Source organism: Streptomyces sp. NPDC042002, assembly GCF_055588305.1.
In genome coordinates this window covers 110,365-123,174 of sequence record NZ_JBVJCT010000027.1, presented here as the reverse complement: position 1 = coordinate 123,174, position 12,810 = coordinate 110,365, and the positions used below count along the sequence as shown (strand labels likewise).

Here is a 12,810-nt window from a genome sequence, read left to right as displayed (position 1 = left end):
ATGTCGCAGGCCGAGTTGCCGATGCCGAGGACGAGGACACGTCGGTCGGCGAAGGCTTCCGGTGTCCGGTAGTCGTGCGAGTGCGTCTGCGTGCCTTACTTGGCGAAGGCGTAGTTCATCAGCTTCGTCGCGTCCGACTCGCGGGCCGGGATGGACGTCGAGGCGAGGACCGTCCCGATGACCGTCTTGCCGTTGCGGGTGGCGGCGAAGACGAGGCAGTAGTGGGCCTCGGGGCCGGAGCCGGTCTTCACGCCGATGGCGCCGCTGTAGCTGTTGAGCAGCCCATTGGTGTTGATCCACGGCGCCATGGTGCGCGTGGTGTTGACCTTCGTCACCGTCTTCGCCGTGTACGACTTCGTCTTGACGACGGTCCTGAACGTGGAGTTCTTCATGGCACTGCTGGCGATCTTCGTCAGGTCGCGCGGCGTCGACCAGTTGTTGCCGTTGCCGATGCCGTCGAACGAGTCGAAGTGCGTGTGCGTCAGGCCAAGGCTCGTCGCGGCCGAGTTCATCTTGCCGATGAACGACTTCACGCGGGCGGCGGTGCTCGTGCCCGAGCCGAACTTGTCGGCGAGCGCGTAGGCGGCGTCGCAGCCCGACGGCAGCATCAGACCGTAGAGGAGCTGACGGACGGTGACCTTGTCACCGACGATCAGGTGGGCCTGCGAGGCGTTTTTGGCGACCACGTAGTCGCTGTACGCCTTCAGGATCGTGACCTTGGCGTCCAGGTTCAGGTTCGGCTGGGCCAGGACCACCTTGGCCGTCATGATCTTCGTGGTGGAGCCGGTGGACAGCTTGGTGTCCGCCGCCTTGGTGTACAGGGACGCGGCGGTCCCGTTGTTCATGACATAGCCGCCCTTGGCGACGATTGTGGGCGTGGCTACCGCGCCCGCGGGCGCGGCGCCGAAGGCTCCGGCTGCCAGCACGGCGCCGGTCGTGAAGGTCACAGCGGCGGCCTTGCGGAAACGCGTGCCCTTAATGCCGGTAATCAAAATGAACGCTCCGTATGCGCGAAATGCCCCTGGGAGAGCGGCACATGGCAGTGCCGTCCCATGTTCGGACTCGCGGGGCGCGCAAAGGGATGTACGGCGAACGAGTGGAATTCGTGTGACCTGGGTTACATCCAGGGGCAGTTGGGGTCCGCATGCTGAAATGCCTCCGGGGATGCGTACGTGTTGTATCTATGATGTGCGCATGCCTTCAGCCCCACCCGCGCCGACGCGGCCTTCGATGAAGCAGCCGCCCGCGGCCGACCGCGTCTACGCACACGTCAAACGGGGCGTCCTGGAACGCCGTTACGAGGGCGGGGCCCTGCTGACCGAGGGCGAACTCGCCGATGCGGTGGGCGTCTCGCGCACCCCGGTCCGTGAGGCACTGCTCCGCCTCGAAGCCGAGGGACTGATCAGGCTCTACCCGAAGAAGGGCGCGCTCGTCCTGCCGGTCTCCGCCCAGGAGATCGCGGACGTGGTCGAGACCCGCCAGCTCGTCGAGGAGCACGCCGCGCGCAAGGCCGTACCGGCGTCGCCGCAGCTCCTGGCCCGCCTCGAAGAACTGCTCGCCCAGCAGAAGGAGCAGGCCGCCGCCGGGGATCTGGCCGCCGCCGCCGTCACCGACCGCTGCTTCCACGCCGAGATCGTCCGCAGCGGCGGCAACGAGATCCTCTCCCGGCTCTACGACCAGCTCCGCGACCGGCAGTTGAGGATGGGAGTCGCTGTCATGCACGCGCACCCCGACCGGATCACCAAGACACTCGTCGAGCACGAACAGATCCTCCAGGCACTGCGCGCCGGCGACGCCGACGCGGTCGTCGGCCTCATCCACGGACACGTCAGCTGGTTCTCCAACCTGGCGCGGGGCGAGGTCCGATGAGCTCCTCGGTCACGCTGCCCGGCGACCCGCCCGGCGGCCGGCGCGCGATCGCCGTCTGGGGCATCGGCGTCTCGGTCTACTTCGTCGCGGTCATCTTCCGTACGTCACTGGGGGTGGCCGGACTCGACGCCGCGGACCGTTTCCATGTCGGCGCCTCCGCCCTGTCCACCTTCTCCATCCTCCAGCTCCTCGTGTACGCGGGCATGCAGATACCGGTCGGGCTGCTGGTCGACCGGCTCGGCACCAAGAAGGTGCTGACCATCGGCGTGGTGCTGTTCACGGCGGGGCAGCTGGGCTTCGCGTTCTCCTCGTCGTACGGCATGGCGCTCGCCTCGCGTGCCCTGCTGGGCTGCGGTGACGCGATGACGTTCATCAGCGTGCTGCGGCTCGGCACGCGGTGGTTCCCCGCCCGGCGCGGACCGCTCGTCGCGCAGTCCGCGGGTCTGGTCGGCATGGCGGGCAACCTCGTCTCGACCCTCGTGATCGCCCGGCTGCTGCACGGCCTGGGCTGGACGGCCGCGTTCGCCGGAAGCGCCGGTGCCGGTGTGCTCGTCCTCGTCCTTCTGCTGCTGTTCCTGAAGGACCACCCCGAGGGCCACGAGCCGGAGCCGTTCCCGCACCGGGGCGCCGCGTACGTCCGCCGGCAGATCGTCGCGTCCTGGCGGGAACCCGGTACCCGGCTCGGTCTGTGGGTGCACTTCACCACGCAGTTCCCGGCGATGGTGTTCCTGCTGCTGTGGGGAATGCCGTTCCTGGTCCAGGCGCAGGGCCTTTCGCGGGCCACCGCGGGAGAACTGCTGACGCTCGTGGTCCTGTCCAACATGGTCGTCGGCCTGGTGTACGGGCAGATCGTCGCGCGGCACCACACCGCGCGGCTGCCGCTGGCGCTGGGCACGGTCGCGGCGACGGCCGTCGTGTGGGCGGGGGTGCTGGTGTACCCCGGCGAGCACGCGCCGATGTGGGTGCTGGTCGTACTGTGCACCGTGCTCGGTGCCTGCGGTCCCGCCTCGATGCTCGGTTTCGACTTCGCGCGGCCGGCGAATCCGCCGGAGCGTCAGGGGACCGCGTCCGGGATCACCAACATGGGTGGTTTCGTCGCCTCGATGACGACGCTGCTGGCCATCGGTGTCCTGCTCGACGCCACCGACGACAACTACCGGATCGCCTTCGCCGCCGTGTTCGTGCTCCAGGCGGCAGGGCTGAGCCAGATCTTCCGGCTGCGGAAGCAGGCGGCCAGCCGGGAGCGTGAGCGGCTGGTGGCCAGCCGGGTGGAAACGGTGCACGTACCGGCGTGACCGCCAGGGCATGCCGCCCGCTGCCACCGGCCGCCGCCGGCTGTCCCGACCTGGGCGTTCGCCGTCCGTACGGAGCCCGCGCCCCGAACGCCGGAGGGACCGAACCACCTCCGCTGTCCGGGCGCGCCGGAAGGCCCCGGTCCGTCCGGCGACTGCCGAGAAACGCGTCGGCGGGACGCAGCGTTCCCGGACACCGGAAACGTTCCCGGACACCGGAACGGCGGAGCGAGGCGGAGGGGCGGTGAGCCGCCCCGCCCCGTCCCGTTACGGCGTGACGGTGAAGTTGCGCAGGATCGCGGCCGTCAGTTCCGGGTCGCCCTCGGTCTTGATGCGGTCGGACACGGCGTCGGCGTGGACGCGGCCACAGGCGAGCCGGACGAAGGTCTCCCAGTCGAGGGCGAGGCTCGCCGCGGGACCGAGGGAGGGCGCACCGTCTATCGATCCGCGCCCGTCGGTGTCGATACGGACCGTACGGAGGAACTCGACGGGACCGTGCACGTCGAAGACGACCGCGGAGTTCGCCGGCGCCCCCGCGTCCTTGGCGACGACCTTCGGCAGCGCGGACAGCAAATCGTCCCGCACGATCTGCGAACCGGGGGAGTCGAGGTTCCCCGGCCGGCCCAGCGTGTACCGCAGGTCCTGCTCGTGCACCCATACGTCGAACGCGCGGTTGCGCATCGCCTGTTCGAGGGTGACCTCGGTGCCGAGAGGGCCGCGCACCTTGGCGTCGGGCTGCCGCGACTCGTTCCGCAGCTGCCGGTTGCGACGGATGACCGTGTACTCCAGCTCGGAGGTCATCTCCGGCGCCGTGTGGTGGCGGCGCACGTCGACCTGCATCTCCATGTACCGCTGGTGCTCGTTCGTCACGTGGTAGAGATCGCGGGGAAGTGTGTGGATCGGCCGGGGATCGCCGAGCATCTCGCAGTCCAGCCCGATGACGTGCGAGACGATGTCGCGGACCGACCAGCCGGGACACGGGGTCCGCCGGTTCCACTCGCCCTCCACAAGCGGCTGCACCAGCTCGGATATCGCTTCGATCGAGTGGGCCCAGGCGTCGGCGTAGGACTGAAGACTCGGATGCAGACTCACGGAACGGGACCCCTCGGGCGGTTGGACGCGGGCAGTGCACAGGCAGCGGGTGTCTTGGGACGCTAAGTTACGCTGCTGTGAGGCACCCCGGCAGTGCTTTCGTGTGACGATCGTAGGCCCGTATCGACGGCTCGAATGCCAGGACGGTGGTAGTGTGCGCGCCTCGCTCCTCCAGATCGACGTAAACGACGACGAATCGGTCGCAGCCCGCAGACAACGAGTGGCTGATCTGGTACGGGATCAGGCCGGAGTCGATCTCGTCGTGCTCCCCGAACTGTGGACCACCGGCGCCTTCGCCTACGAGGAGTTCGCGGCGCAGGCCGAACCGCTCGACGGGCCGACCCACGAGGCGATGAGCAAGGCGGCGAGCGACGCCGGCGTGTGGCTGCACGCGGGCTCGATCCCCGAGCGCGCCGCGTCCGAGGCCGGCTCTTCCTCCGCGTCCGAGGCCGCTCTCTACAACACCTCCCTCGTCTACTCCCCCGCCGGTGAACTCGTCGCCGCCTACCGCAAGATCCACCGCTTCGGCTTCGACCAGGGCGAGGCCGTGCTGATGGGCGCGGGCACCGAACTGGTGACCGTGCGGCTGCCGGAGACCGTCCTCGGCGTGGCCACCTGCTACGACCTCCGGTTCCCCGAACTCTTCCGCGGGCTCGTCGACGCGGGGGCGCAGACCTTCGTCCTCCCGGCCGGCTGGCCCGAGCGCCGCCGCTCCCACTGGACCCTGCTCGCGCGGGCGCGCGCCGTCGAGAACCAGGCGTACGTCCTCGCCTGCGGAACGGCCGGTACGCACGCGGGAGTTCCCCAGGCCGGTCACTCGATCGTGGTCGACCCGTGGGGAGAGGTCCTCGCCGAGGCGGGCTCGGACGAGGAGATCCTCACCGTGGACTTCGACCCGGCGAAGGTCGCGACGACGCGGGAACAGTTCCCGGCCCTGAAGGACCGCCTGCTGGGCCTGGACACCCCCACCCGCTGACGGGAGCCGGCCGTCGGCGCTGTCGTTCGCCGGCGCCGTCGGTCGTCAGTGCGTTCGGCCGAGAGCGCTGTCAGCCGTCCCCCCGTTCCTTCTCCGCCAGGTGGATCACGCACACCGCCACGGCGATCATCAGCGCCGGATCCGCGTCCTCCCGTACGACGTCGACGCCGTACGTGTCGCGGATGTGGAGCCAGCGGCGGGAGATCTGGGCGAGGAGTTCGTTGTCGTAGTCGACGGCGAACTCCCGGTCGAGGATCTTGCCGCTGACGTCGAGCTCGGTGCCGTCGACCAGGGACACGCGATAGTGATTGCGGAGCAGGGACAGACGTTTGCGCTTGATGGTCGCGAGCGGGTCGCCGTCCCGCTCGATGATCATCGTGTCGCGCAGCGCGAACATCTTCTGGTGGATGTCGATCAGGACGCGTCCGCGGGTGTCCTTCAGCTCGAAGGTGTCCCGCAGCCGCATGGCCTTGCCGTCGACGAGGAAGACCTTGTTCCCGTGGTCGTCCTCGATCCAGTAGTCGTCACCGAAGCCGAGCAGCCGGTCGCGTACGAGGTATCTCATGTCGTCACCGGTTCCCCGCCGGGCGGTCCGAAACGCCGCCGGTAGGCCGACGGGCTGAGTCCGGTCGCCCGGCGCACCCGCTCGCGCAGGTTCGCGGCGGTCCCGAGCCCGCTGCGGTCCGCCACCACGCCGAGCCGGACCTCGCCGCGCTCGATGAGCCGGCAGGCGAGGGCGACCCGCTCCGCCGTCAGCCATGCCAGCGGTGTCGTGCCGAGCTGGGCGCGGAAGCGGCGGTGCAGCGTCGCCGGGCTGACGGCGGCGCGCGCCGCCAGGTCCCCGACCGTCAGCGGCTCGCCGATCCGCTCCTGCGCCCAGGCCAGCAGGGGTGCCAGTGACTCGTCGGGCACGTCGGGCAGTGGCCGCTGCACGAACTGGCGCTGGCCCCCGTCGCGGTGCGCGGCGAAGACCAGCCGGCGCGACACCGCGTTGGCGGTCTCCGCGCCGTGGTCGCGCCGTACGAGGTGCAGCCCGAGATCGAGCGCGGCCGCGCTGCCCGCCGCCGTGAGTACGTCACCCTCGTCCACGAAGAGCACGTCCGGATCCAGCAGCACCTTCGGATGCAGTTCCCGGAAGACGTTCGTCCAGCGCCAGTGGGTGGTGGCCCGCCGCCCGTCGAGCAGCCCCGCCTCGGCGAGCGCGAAGGTCCCGGTGCAGAAACTCACGACCCGCGCCCCACGCGCGTGGCTTCGCCTGATGGCGTCCAGGACGACGGCCCGGCGCGGTACGACGTTGTCGGGCCGGCCGGGGACGACGAGGGTGTCGGCGTCGTCCACCGCGTCGAGGCCGGGCACTCCGCTCAGGGTGAAGAACCCGTGGTTCATCCGGACGCCGGGCGTGGGGGTGCACAGGGTCAGCTCGTAGAGCGGCTCCGGCCGCCCCAGTTCGGGCCGGGGAAGCCCGAACAGCTCCGTCGCGACGCCGACTTCGAAGGGATTCGTACCCTCGTCGACGATCACGGCGACGCGATGCGGCGTACGCGGCGGCGGTTCTTCCCGTCCCGGCGCGAGGGAGATCTCCCGATCGAGCGGTGCGTGCGAGGATCCTTGCGGCATACGCGATTTCTAGCACTCGCGGGTGCGCGGCCGAGTGCCGAGGATGAGCGCATGACCAGCGAACCCGCCCGACGCGGCGACCCCGTCTCCCTGTCAGCCGCCCTCGCCTCCTTCACCGACCTGTGGAGCCCCCGCATCGTCACCGCCGTCAACGACTACGACGTGCGCGTCGCGAAGGTCGAGGGCGAGCACGTCTGGCACGTGCACGATCACACGGACGAGTTCTTCCTGGTCCTGGAGGGCGAGCTGACCATCGCGCTCCGGGAACCGTCCGGCGAGCGGACCGTCGTCCTGCCCAAGGGTTCCGTCTTCACCGTCCCGCGCGGAACCGAGCACAAGCCGTCCACCCCCGGCGGCGCCGCGATCCTCCTCTTCGAACCCACCGGCACCCTCACCGTCGGCGACCGCCACGACGAGATCCCCACCCATGTGGACGCTACGACGGGTCACGTCCTGAACTGACGCCCGCCCCGCCGAACACGTTCACACCCCGGCCGACCGGACCGCGGCGGCCACCTTCCGGAGCGTCTGACGACAACTCAGGGCGCCTGACGGCCAGGGCGCGTGGGTTCCGGGTTCCTTGCCGGCGCAGGGCACGTAATGGCCCGGTGTGCCCGCTCAGTGGCGGCGCGTCCACCGTGCCAGTTTGTACATGGCCATCGTGGCCGCCACCAGCGTGGTGGCCGCCACGACCAGCGCCATGCTGTTCATCCACGTCCCCCCGGTGGAGGCCACCGCGGCCCCGCCCGCTCCGGCGGTGCTGGCACTCATCAATTTCATGTACATGGTCGTTCTCCTAGGCGTGCTCTTGCGGTGGGACGAAGGGGAGGGCGGCTCACGTGGCCACCCACTTCTCCTCGCTGCGGCGCATCAGACCCCAGAGCGAGGAGAAATAGACTGCGTGCTGGAACATGTCGTAGAGCATCTCCGGGATCAGCAGCGCGGCCACCAGAACGGCCCGGGGTCCGGCGCGGCGTACGGAGACGGTCTTCTCGACGAAGAAGATCAGGCCGATCGCCGTCCAGAACGGCGAGAGGCCGGGCCAGCCGTACAACGTCGTGTACGCGACCATGTAGGTGAGGTAGACGAACAAGGCCAGCGCGCCGAAGCCCATCAGGAACTGCTGCAGGAAGTAGCGGGCGGTGACCCTGGTCCAGCCGTAGTCGCGGAGGTTCTCCAGGGCGCCCCGCTGCCAGCGCAGCCGCTGGTGCCACAGCTTGGGCAGGGTGGTCATGACCTCGGTGGTGACCGCGCAGCCGGCCGGGGACATGGCCCGGTAGCCGAGGGTCTTGACGGCCTTGGTCATCTCGTCGTCCTCGGTGAGCGAGGCCAGGCTGTAGTAGCTGGTGCCGCCGCCGATCCGGCCGGAGAGGCGGGCGGCGCGCACCTCGCGCAGCACCTGGGCCCGGAACACCGTTCCGGTGCCGGTGAGTACCTGGGCCTTGCCGCCGGTGCGTTCCAGCTCCCAGGCGTAACGGTGGAACTCCATGCGCTGGAGCTGGCCGAGGAATCCGCCGCCCGCCTCGCCGTAGAAGACGCCGCCGACGGCGCCGACCTCGCGGCTGAAGGTGGCGAGGGCGGTCTCGACGAACCTGGGGTTCAGGACGGTGTCCGCGTCCTGGACCAGCAACAGGTCGTGGTCGTCGAGACGGGGCAGCGTCGAGGCGATGGCCTGGTTGAGGGCTCCGGCCTTCTTGTGGGTGTTGCCCTCGGTGTGGAAGACCTGTGCGCCGTGGGCGGCGGCCACGGTGGCGGTGTCGTCGGTGCAGTTGTCGGCCACCACCACGATCAGGTCGGGGCGCCGGGTCTGCTGCCACAGGCCGTCGATGGCGGCGGCTATGCGGTCCTGCTCGTTGTGGGCCGGGATCAGCACCGCGAGGCGGGGGCCGTCGGCCGGTTCCTCGTCGGCGGCGTGGCGCCGCGGACGGGGTATCCGCGAGCCACTCGCCCCTGCGCCGACGGAGAGACCGCCGGACAGTGTCAGACCGTGCACGGCGGACTCCCCTATCGTGAAGAATTGTGTGACCTTATGGCCCCAAGAGCGCTAATCCTTCACGATGTGTACGTATTTTGACAGGCGGCGGGGAGGTGCGTTCTGTCACGCCTTGTCCGTATTCACCCCTGAAATATCCTTAGTTCGTGATACAGCTCATATGCCGTATCCGTCGGAATAGCCGTTCCGGTGGTGCCGCTCGTCCTCCACGACGGTCGCCGTCGGCGGTACGACCACTCGCCTGCGCTTGGCGATACTGCCGAAGGTCGCCACGCCGATCAGTCCGGCGATCATGAGGATCACGCCGACCACGTGAAGGTCGACCCCCTGCATGTGCCAGTCGGTCGCGAACGTGAGGATCGCCCCTACGGCGATCAGGATGATGCATCCGCCCAGGCCCATGGGTGTCGCCTCCTTGAATAGCAACTCGGAGTCATTCCGGACCTGTTCCGGGTACCCGGGACCCCGCGAGCCATGCGGAGGCGATCCCTCACGGCACGGCACGCGTTCCTCGCGACGACGTGCCGAACGGCGCCTACGCGGTGGGGGGTTGTCCCTCCAGGAACGCCACCAGCGCGTTGGCCAGCAGGAACGGGTCGTCGGCGCCGCAGAGTTCGCGGACGCTGTGCATGGAGAGGATGGCCACGCCGATGTCGACCGTCCTGATGCCGTGCCGGGCCGCCGTGATGGGGCCGATGGTGGTGCCGCAGGGCATGGAGTTGTTGGAGACGAAGGACTGGAAGGGCACGCCGGCCTTCTCGCAGGCGGCGGCGAACACCGCGCGGCCCGAACCGTCGGTGGCGTAGCGGTTGTTGACGTTCACCTTGAGGATGGGGCCGCCGTTGGCACGCGGGTGGTGTGTCGGGTCGTGCCGCTCGGCGTAGTTGGGGTGCACGGCGTGACCGGTGTCGCAGGAGAGACAGACGGTGCCGGCGAACGCGCGCGCCCGGTCCTCGTAGGAACCGCCGCGAGCGAAGACAGAACGTTCCAGCACACTGCCGAGCAGCGGTCCGTCGGCGCCGGTGTCGCTCTGCGAGCCGTTCTCCTCGTGGTCGAAGGCGGCGAGGACCGGGATGTACGGGAGTCCGGCGTCGGGCGTCGCGACCGCGGCCAGTGCGGCCGTGGCGGCGTGCACGGACAGCAGGTTGTCCATGCGCGGCCCGGCGAGCAGCTCCTCGTCGCGGCCCAGGTAGGAGGGCCGCTCGATGGAGTGGGTCATGAGGTCCCAGCCGGTGACCTCGCCCGCGGGCAGCCCCGACTCCTCCTCCAGGAAGCTGATCAGATCGCCCTCGCGGGTGTCGCCGAGTCCCCAGACGGGCTGGAGGTGCCGCTGCTTGTCGAGCTTGAGCCCGTCGTTGACGGAACGGTCCAGGTGGATGGCGAGCTGGGGCACGCGCAGCAGGGCGCGGTCGATGTTGACCAGGCGGGTCGAGCCGTCCCGCAGCGACAGGCGTCCGGCCAGGCCCAGGTCCCGGTCGAGCCAGGAGTTCAGCAGCGGGCCGCCGTAGATCTCCACGGCCACCTGCCGCCAGCCGTGCGCCCCGGTGTCCGGCAGCGGCTTGACCCGCAGGTTCGGGGAGTCGGTGTGCGCGCCGATGATGCGGAACGGGGTGTGCGGCTCGGCGCCCTCCGGCACGTACCAGGCGATGATCGCCCCTCCGCGCAGCACGTACTTCCCGCCGCTGGTCCCTTCCCACGCGTCGGTCTCGGCGACCTGACGGAATCCGGCCTTCTCCAGCCGCTCGGCGGCGGTCGCCACGGCGTGGTACGGCGTCGGGCTCGCCGCGAGGAAGGACATGAGGTCGTCGGTGTGGCCGCGGTCGAACCGGGTGGGTGCACTCATGGGTTCACCTTAACGACGCGCGAGGACCCGCTCCCGGGGTTGGGAGCGGGCCCTCGTAAGGGGGATGTGAAGGGTGGGCACCTTGGGACACCTGACCGGACGGACAGATGCCGGGCCGGTGCCCGCCCGGCCTCGCCTGGCCCGGCGGCCCCTTGGGCCCCCGGTTTCGCGGGGGTCGGTGGATCTTTGGCCCCAGGCTTCGCGGGGGCCGGAGAACTCGTGGGCCCCGGCGTCGCGGGGCCCGGCGGACTCCTAGAAGGCGGCCTCGTCCAGCTCCATCAGGTCCAGGTCGACGCCCTCGGCGAGCTTGCGGGCACCGGTGACGCCCGGCAGCACGTTGGCGGCGAAGAACCGCGCGGCCGCGATCTTGCCGGTGTAGAACGCCACGTCCTTGGAGGACACAGCCTTGGCGGAGGCGGTCTCCAGCTTCTCGGCGGCGACGGCGGCACCACGCAGCAGCAGGTAGCCGACGACCACGTCGCCGGAGGCCATCAGGAGGCGGGTGGTGTTGAGGCCCACCTTGTAGATGTTCTTGACGTCCTGCTCGGTGGCCGCGAGGTCGGTCAGCATCAGGCCGACGATGGCCTCCAGCTCGACGGCCGCCTTCGCGAGCTGCTCGCGGGCGGCGGACAGCTCCTCGCCGCCCGTGCCGAGCGCCAGGAACTTCTTGATGTCCTCGGCGAGGGTGTTCAGGGCCGCGCCCTGGTTGCGGACGATCTTCCGGAAGAAGAAGTCCTGGCCCTGGATCGCGGTGGTGCCCTCGTACAGCGTGTCGATCTTGGCGTCGCGGATGTACTGCTCGATCGGGTACTCCTGCAGGAAGCCGGAGCCGCCGAAGATCTGGAGCGACTGGGCGAGCAGCTCGTAGCCCTTCTCGGAGCCGTAGCCCTTCACGATCGGCAGGAGGAGGTCGTTCAGGGCCTCGGCGGCGGCGGTGTCCTCACCGGCGGCCTCCAGGACCTGGATCTCGTCCTGGACCGCGGCGGTGTGCAGCACCAGGGCGCGCATGCCCTCGGCGTACGCCTTCTGCGTCATCAGCGAGCGGCGCACGTCCGGGTGGTGCGTGATGGTGACCTTGGGCGCGGCCTTGTCCATGAACTCCGCGAGGTCGGGACCCTGGACGCGCTCCTTGGCGTACTCCAGCGCGTTCAGGTAGCCGGTCGAAAGGGTGGAGATCGCCTTCGTGCCGACCATCATGCGGGCGAACTCGATGATGCGGAACATCTGGCGGATGCCGTCGTGCTTGTCGCCGATCAGCCAGCCCTTGGCGGGGTGGCGGTCGCCGAAGGTCATCTCGCAGGTGTTGGAGGCCTTGAGGCCCATCTTGTGCTCGACGTTCGTCGCGTACACGCCGTTGCGCTCGCCCAGCTCGCCGGTCTCGAAGTCGAACTCGTACTTCGGGACGAGGAAGAGGGACAGGCCCTTGGTGCCGGGGCCGCCGCCCTCGGGGCGGGCGAGGACGTAGTGGAGGATGTTCTCCTCCATGTCGTGCTCACCCGAGGTGATGAAGCGCTTCACGCCCTCGATGTGCCAGGAGCCGTCCTCCTGCTGGATCGCCTTGGTGCGGCCGGCGCCCACGTCGGAGCCGGCGTCCGGCTCGGTGAGCACCATGGTGGAGCCCCACCGCTTGTCGACGGCCATCGTCGCGATGTGCTTCTGGACCTCGTTGCCCTCCTCGAAGAGGATGCCGGCGAACGCGGGGCCGCTGGAGTACATCCAGACCGCCGGGTTCGCGCCGAGGATCAGCTCCGCGTACGCCCAGATCAGGGAGCGGGGCGCGGTGGAACCGCCGATCTCCTCGGGCACGCCGAGACGCCAGTACTCGGAGTCCATGAACGCCTTGTACGACTTCTTGAAGGAAGCCGGGACCGGCGCCGTGTTGGTCTCCGGGTCGAAGACCGGCGGGTTGCGGTCGGCGTCGACGAAGGACTCGGCCAGCTCGTTCTCCGAGAGGCGGGTCAGCTCCTCGAGGATGCTCTTGGCGGTGTCCGTGTCCATCTCCGCGAACGGGCCGGTGCCGTACAGCTTGTCGCGCCCGAGCACCTCGAAGAGGTTGAACTCGATGTCGCGGAGATTCGACTTGTAATGCCCCATGGCGACGGCTCCGTTAAGGGATCGGCGAGGCACT

13 protein-coding genes and 1 pseudogene are annotated in these 12,810 nt (G+C 69.6%); 4 read left to right on the top strand and 10 right to left on the bottom strand.

Annotated features, from left to right (window positions below; all coding sequences use genetic code 11):
- Both ACZ6KY_RS30465 and ACZ6KY_RS30460 read right to left on the bottom strand, forming a co-directional pair.
- Positions 1-83: pseudogene (locus ACZ6KY_RS30465) on the bottom strand (hypothetical protein); the annotation flags it as partial.
- Positions 84-95: 12 nt separating this feature from the next.
- On the bottom strand, positions 96-992 hold the full coding sequence (locus ACZ6KY_RS30460; protein WP_469313473.1) for a D-alanyl-D-alanine carboxypeptidase family protein: 897 nt from the start codon (positions 990-992) through the stop codon (positions 96-98).
- Between the two features lie 202 nt (positions 993-1,194).
- Between ACZ6KY_RS30460 and ACZ6KY_RS30455 the strand changes: the two genes are divergently transcribed.
- Both ACZ6KY_RS30455 and ACZ6KY_RS30450 read left to right on the top strand, forming a co-directional pair.
- The gene (locus ACZ6KY_RS30455; RefSeq protein ID WP_469313472.1) at positions 1,195-1,869 is read left to right on the top strand and encodes a GntR family transcriptional regulator; all 675 of its coding nucleotides are present in this window, start codon (positions 1,195-1,197) and stop codon (positions 1,867-1,869) included.
- Entirely contained in the window at positions 1,866-3,164 is a 1,299-nt protein-coding gene (locus ACZ6KY_RS30450) for an MFS transporter (RefSeq protein ID WP_469313471.1), read from the top strand. The genes ACZ6KY_RS30455 and ACZ6KY_RS30450 overlap by 4 nt, the downstream gene beginning before the upstream one ends.
- 264 nt (positions 3,165-3,428) lie before the next feature.
- On the opposite strand, the gene ACZ6KY_RS30445 is transcribed toward ACZ6KY_RS30450, so the two are convergent.
- Positions 3,429-4,253, bottom strand: coding sequence for a maleylpyruvate isomerase family mycothiol-dependent enzyme (locus ACZ6KY_RS30445; RefSeq protein ID WP_469313470.1), 825 nt, complete (start codon positions 4,251-4,253; stop codon positions 3,429-3,431).
- Positions 4,254-4,407: 154 nt separating this feature from the next.
- Between ACZ6KY_RS30445 and ACZ6KY_RS30440 the strand changes: the two genes are divergently transcribed.
- The gene (locus ACZ6KY_RS30440) at positions 4,408-5,229 is read left to right on the top strand and encodes a carbon-nitrogen family hydrolase (protein ID WP_469313469.1); all 822 of its coding nucleotides are present in this window, start codon (positions 4,408-4,410) and stop codon (positions 5,227-5,229) included.
- A 70-nt stretch (positions 5,230-5,299) separates the two neighbouring features.
- Here ACZ6KY_RS30440 and ACZ6KY_RS30435 read toward each other — a convergent pair whose 3' ends face one another.
- Positions 5,300-5,794: an LURP-one-related/scramblase family protein gene (locus ACZ6KY_RS30435; RefSeq protein WP_469313468.1), complete on the bottom strand. Its 495-nt coding sequence runs from the start codon at positions 5,792-5,794 to the stop codon at positions 5,300-5,302.
- Positions 5,791-6,846, bottom strand: a complete 1,056-nt coding sequence (locus ACZ6KY_RS30430; protein WP_469313467.1) for a helix-turn-helix domain-containing protein — start codon at positions 6,844-6,846, stop codon at positions 5,791-5,793. Before ACZ6KY_RS30430 ends, ACZ6KY_RS30435 begins: the two co-directional genes overlap by 4 nt.
- Before the next feature lie 51 nt (positions 6,847-6,897).
- Here ACZ6KY_RS30430 and ACZ6KY_RS30425 point away from each other — a divergent pair, with 51 nt between their 5' ends.
- Positions 6,898-7,308, top strand: coding sequence for a cupin domain-containing protein (locus ACZ6KY_RS30425; protein WP_469313466.1), 411 nt, complete (start codon positions 6,898-6,900; stop codon positions 7,306-7,308).
- Positions 7,309-7,464: 156 nt separating this feature from the next.
- Here the strand turns inward: ACZ6KY_RS30425 and ACZ6KY_RS30420 are convergent, their stop codons facing one another.
- The 5 genes from ACZ6KY_RS30420 to ACZ6KY_RS30400 all read right to left on the bottom strand — a co-directional run bounded on the left by ACZ6KY_RS30420 (position 7,465) and on the right by ACZ6KY_RS30400 (position 12,776).
- Positions 7,465-7,617, bottom strand: a complete 153-nt coding sequence (locus ACZ6KY_RS30420) for a hypothetical protein (protein WP_355846730.1) — start codon at positions 7,615-7,617, stop codon at positions 7,465-7,467.
- 64 nt (positions 7,618-7,681) lie between these two features.
- Positions 7,682-8,779, bottom strand: a complete 1,098-nt coding sequence (locus tag ACZ6KY_RS30415) for a glycosyltransferase family 2 protein (protein ID WP_469313477.1) — start codon at positions 8,777-8,779, stop codon at positions 7,682-7,684.
- A 216-nt stretch (positions 8,780-8,995) separates the two neighbouring features.
- Positions 8,996-9,241, bottom strand: a complete 246-nt coding sequence (locus ACZ6KY_RS30410) for a DUF6458 family protein (protein WP_469313465.1) — start codon at positions 9,239-9,241, stop codon at positions 8,996-8,998.
- A gap of 133 nt (positions 9,242-9,374) precedes the next feature.
- A complete protein-coding gene (locus ACZ6KY_RS30405; protein WP_469313464.1) occupies positions 9,375-10,682 on the bottom strand; it encodes a M18 family aminopeptidase in 1,308 nt (435 codons plus the stop codon).
- A 252-nt stretch (positions 10,683-10,934) separates the two neighbouring features.
- The gene (locus ACZ6KY_RS30400) at positions 10,935-12,776 is read right to left on the bottom strand and encodes an acyl-CoA dehydrogenase (protein ID WP_469313463.1); all 1,842 of its coding nucleotides are present in this window, start codon (positions 12,774-12,776) and stop codon (positions 10,935-10,937) included.
- Positions 12,777-12,810 lie beyond the last annotated feature (34 nt).

Bases quoted from the DNA above. Each gene is read 5' to 3' on its own strand.
- ACZ6KY_RS30455 (WP_469313472.1), top strand. From the start codon at position 1,195: ATGCCTTCAGCCCCACCCGCGCCGACGCGGCCTTCGATGAAGCAGCCG.
- ACZ6KY_RS30450 (WP_469313471.1), top strand. From the start codon at position 1,866: ATGAGCTCCTCGGTCACGCTGCCCGGCGACCCGCCCGGCGGCCGGCGC.
- ACZ6KY_RS30435 (WP_469313468.1), bottom strand. From the start codon at position 5,794: ATGAGATACCTCGTACGCGACCGGCTGCTCGGCTTCGGTGACGACTAC.
- ACZ6KY_RS30430 (WP_469313467.1), bottom strand. From the start codon at position 6,846: ATGCCGCAAGGATCCTCGCACGCACCGCTCGATCGGGAGATCTCCCTC.
- ACZ6KY_RS30425 (WP_469313466.1), top strand. From the start codon at position 6,898: ATGACCAGCGAACCCGCCCGACGCGGCGACCCCGTCTCCCTGTCAGCC.
- ACZ6KY_RS30420 (WP_355846730.1), bottom strand. From the start codon at position 7,617: ATGAGTGCCAGCACCGCCGGAGCGGGCGGGGCCGCGGTGGCCTCCACC.
- ACZ6KY_RS30410 (WP_469313465.1), bottom strand. From the start codon at position 9,241: ATGGGCCTGGGCGGATGCATCATCCTGATCGCCGTAGGGGCGATCCTC.
- ACZ6KY_RS30405 (WP_469313464.1), bottom strand. From the start codon at position 10,682: ATGAGTGCACCCACCCGGTTCGACCGCGGCCACACCGACGACCTCATG.
- ACZ6KY_RS30400 (WP_469313463.1), bottom strand. From the start codon at position 12,776: ATGGGGCATTACAAGTCGAATCTCCGCGACATCGAGTTCAACCTCTTC.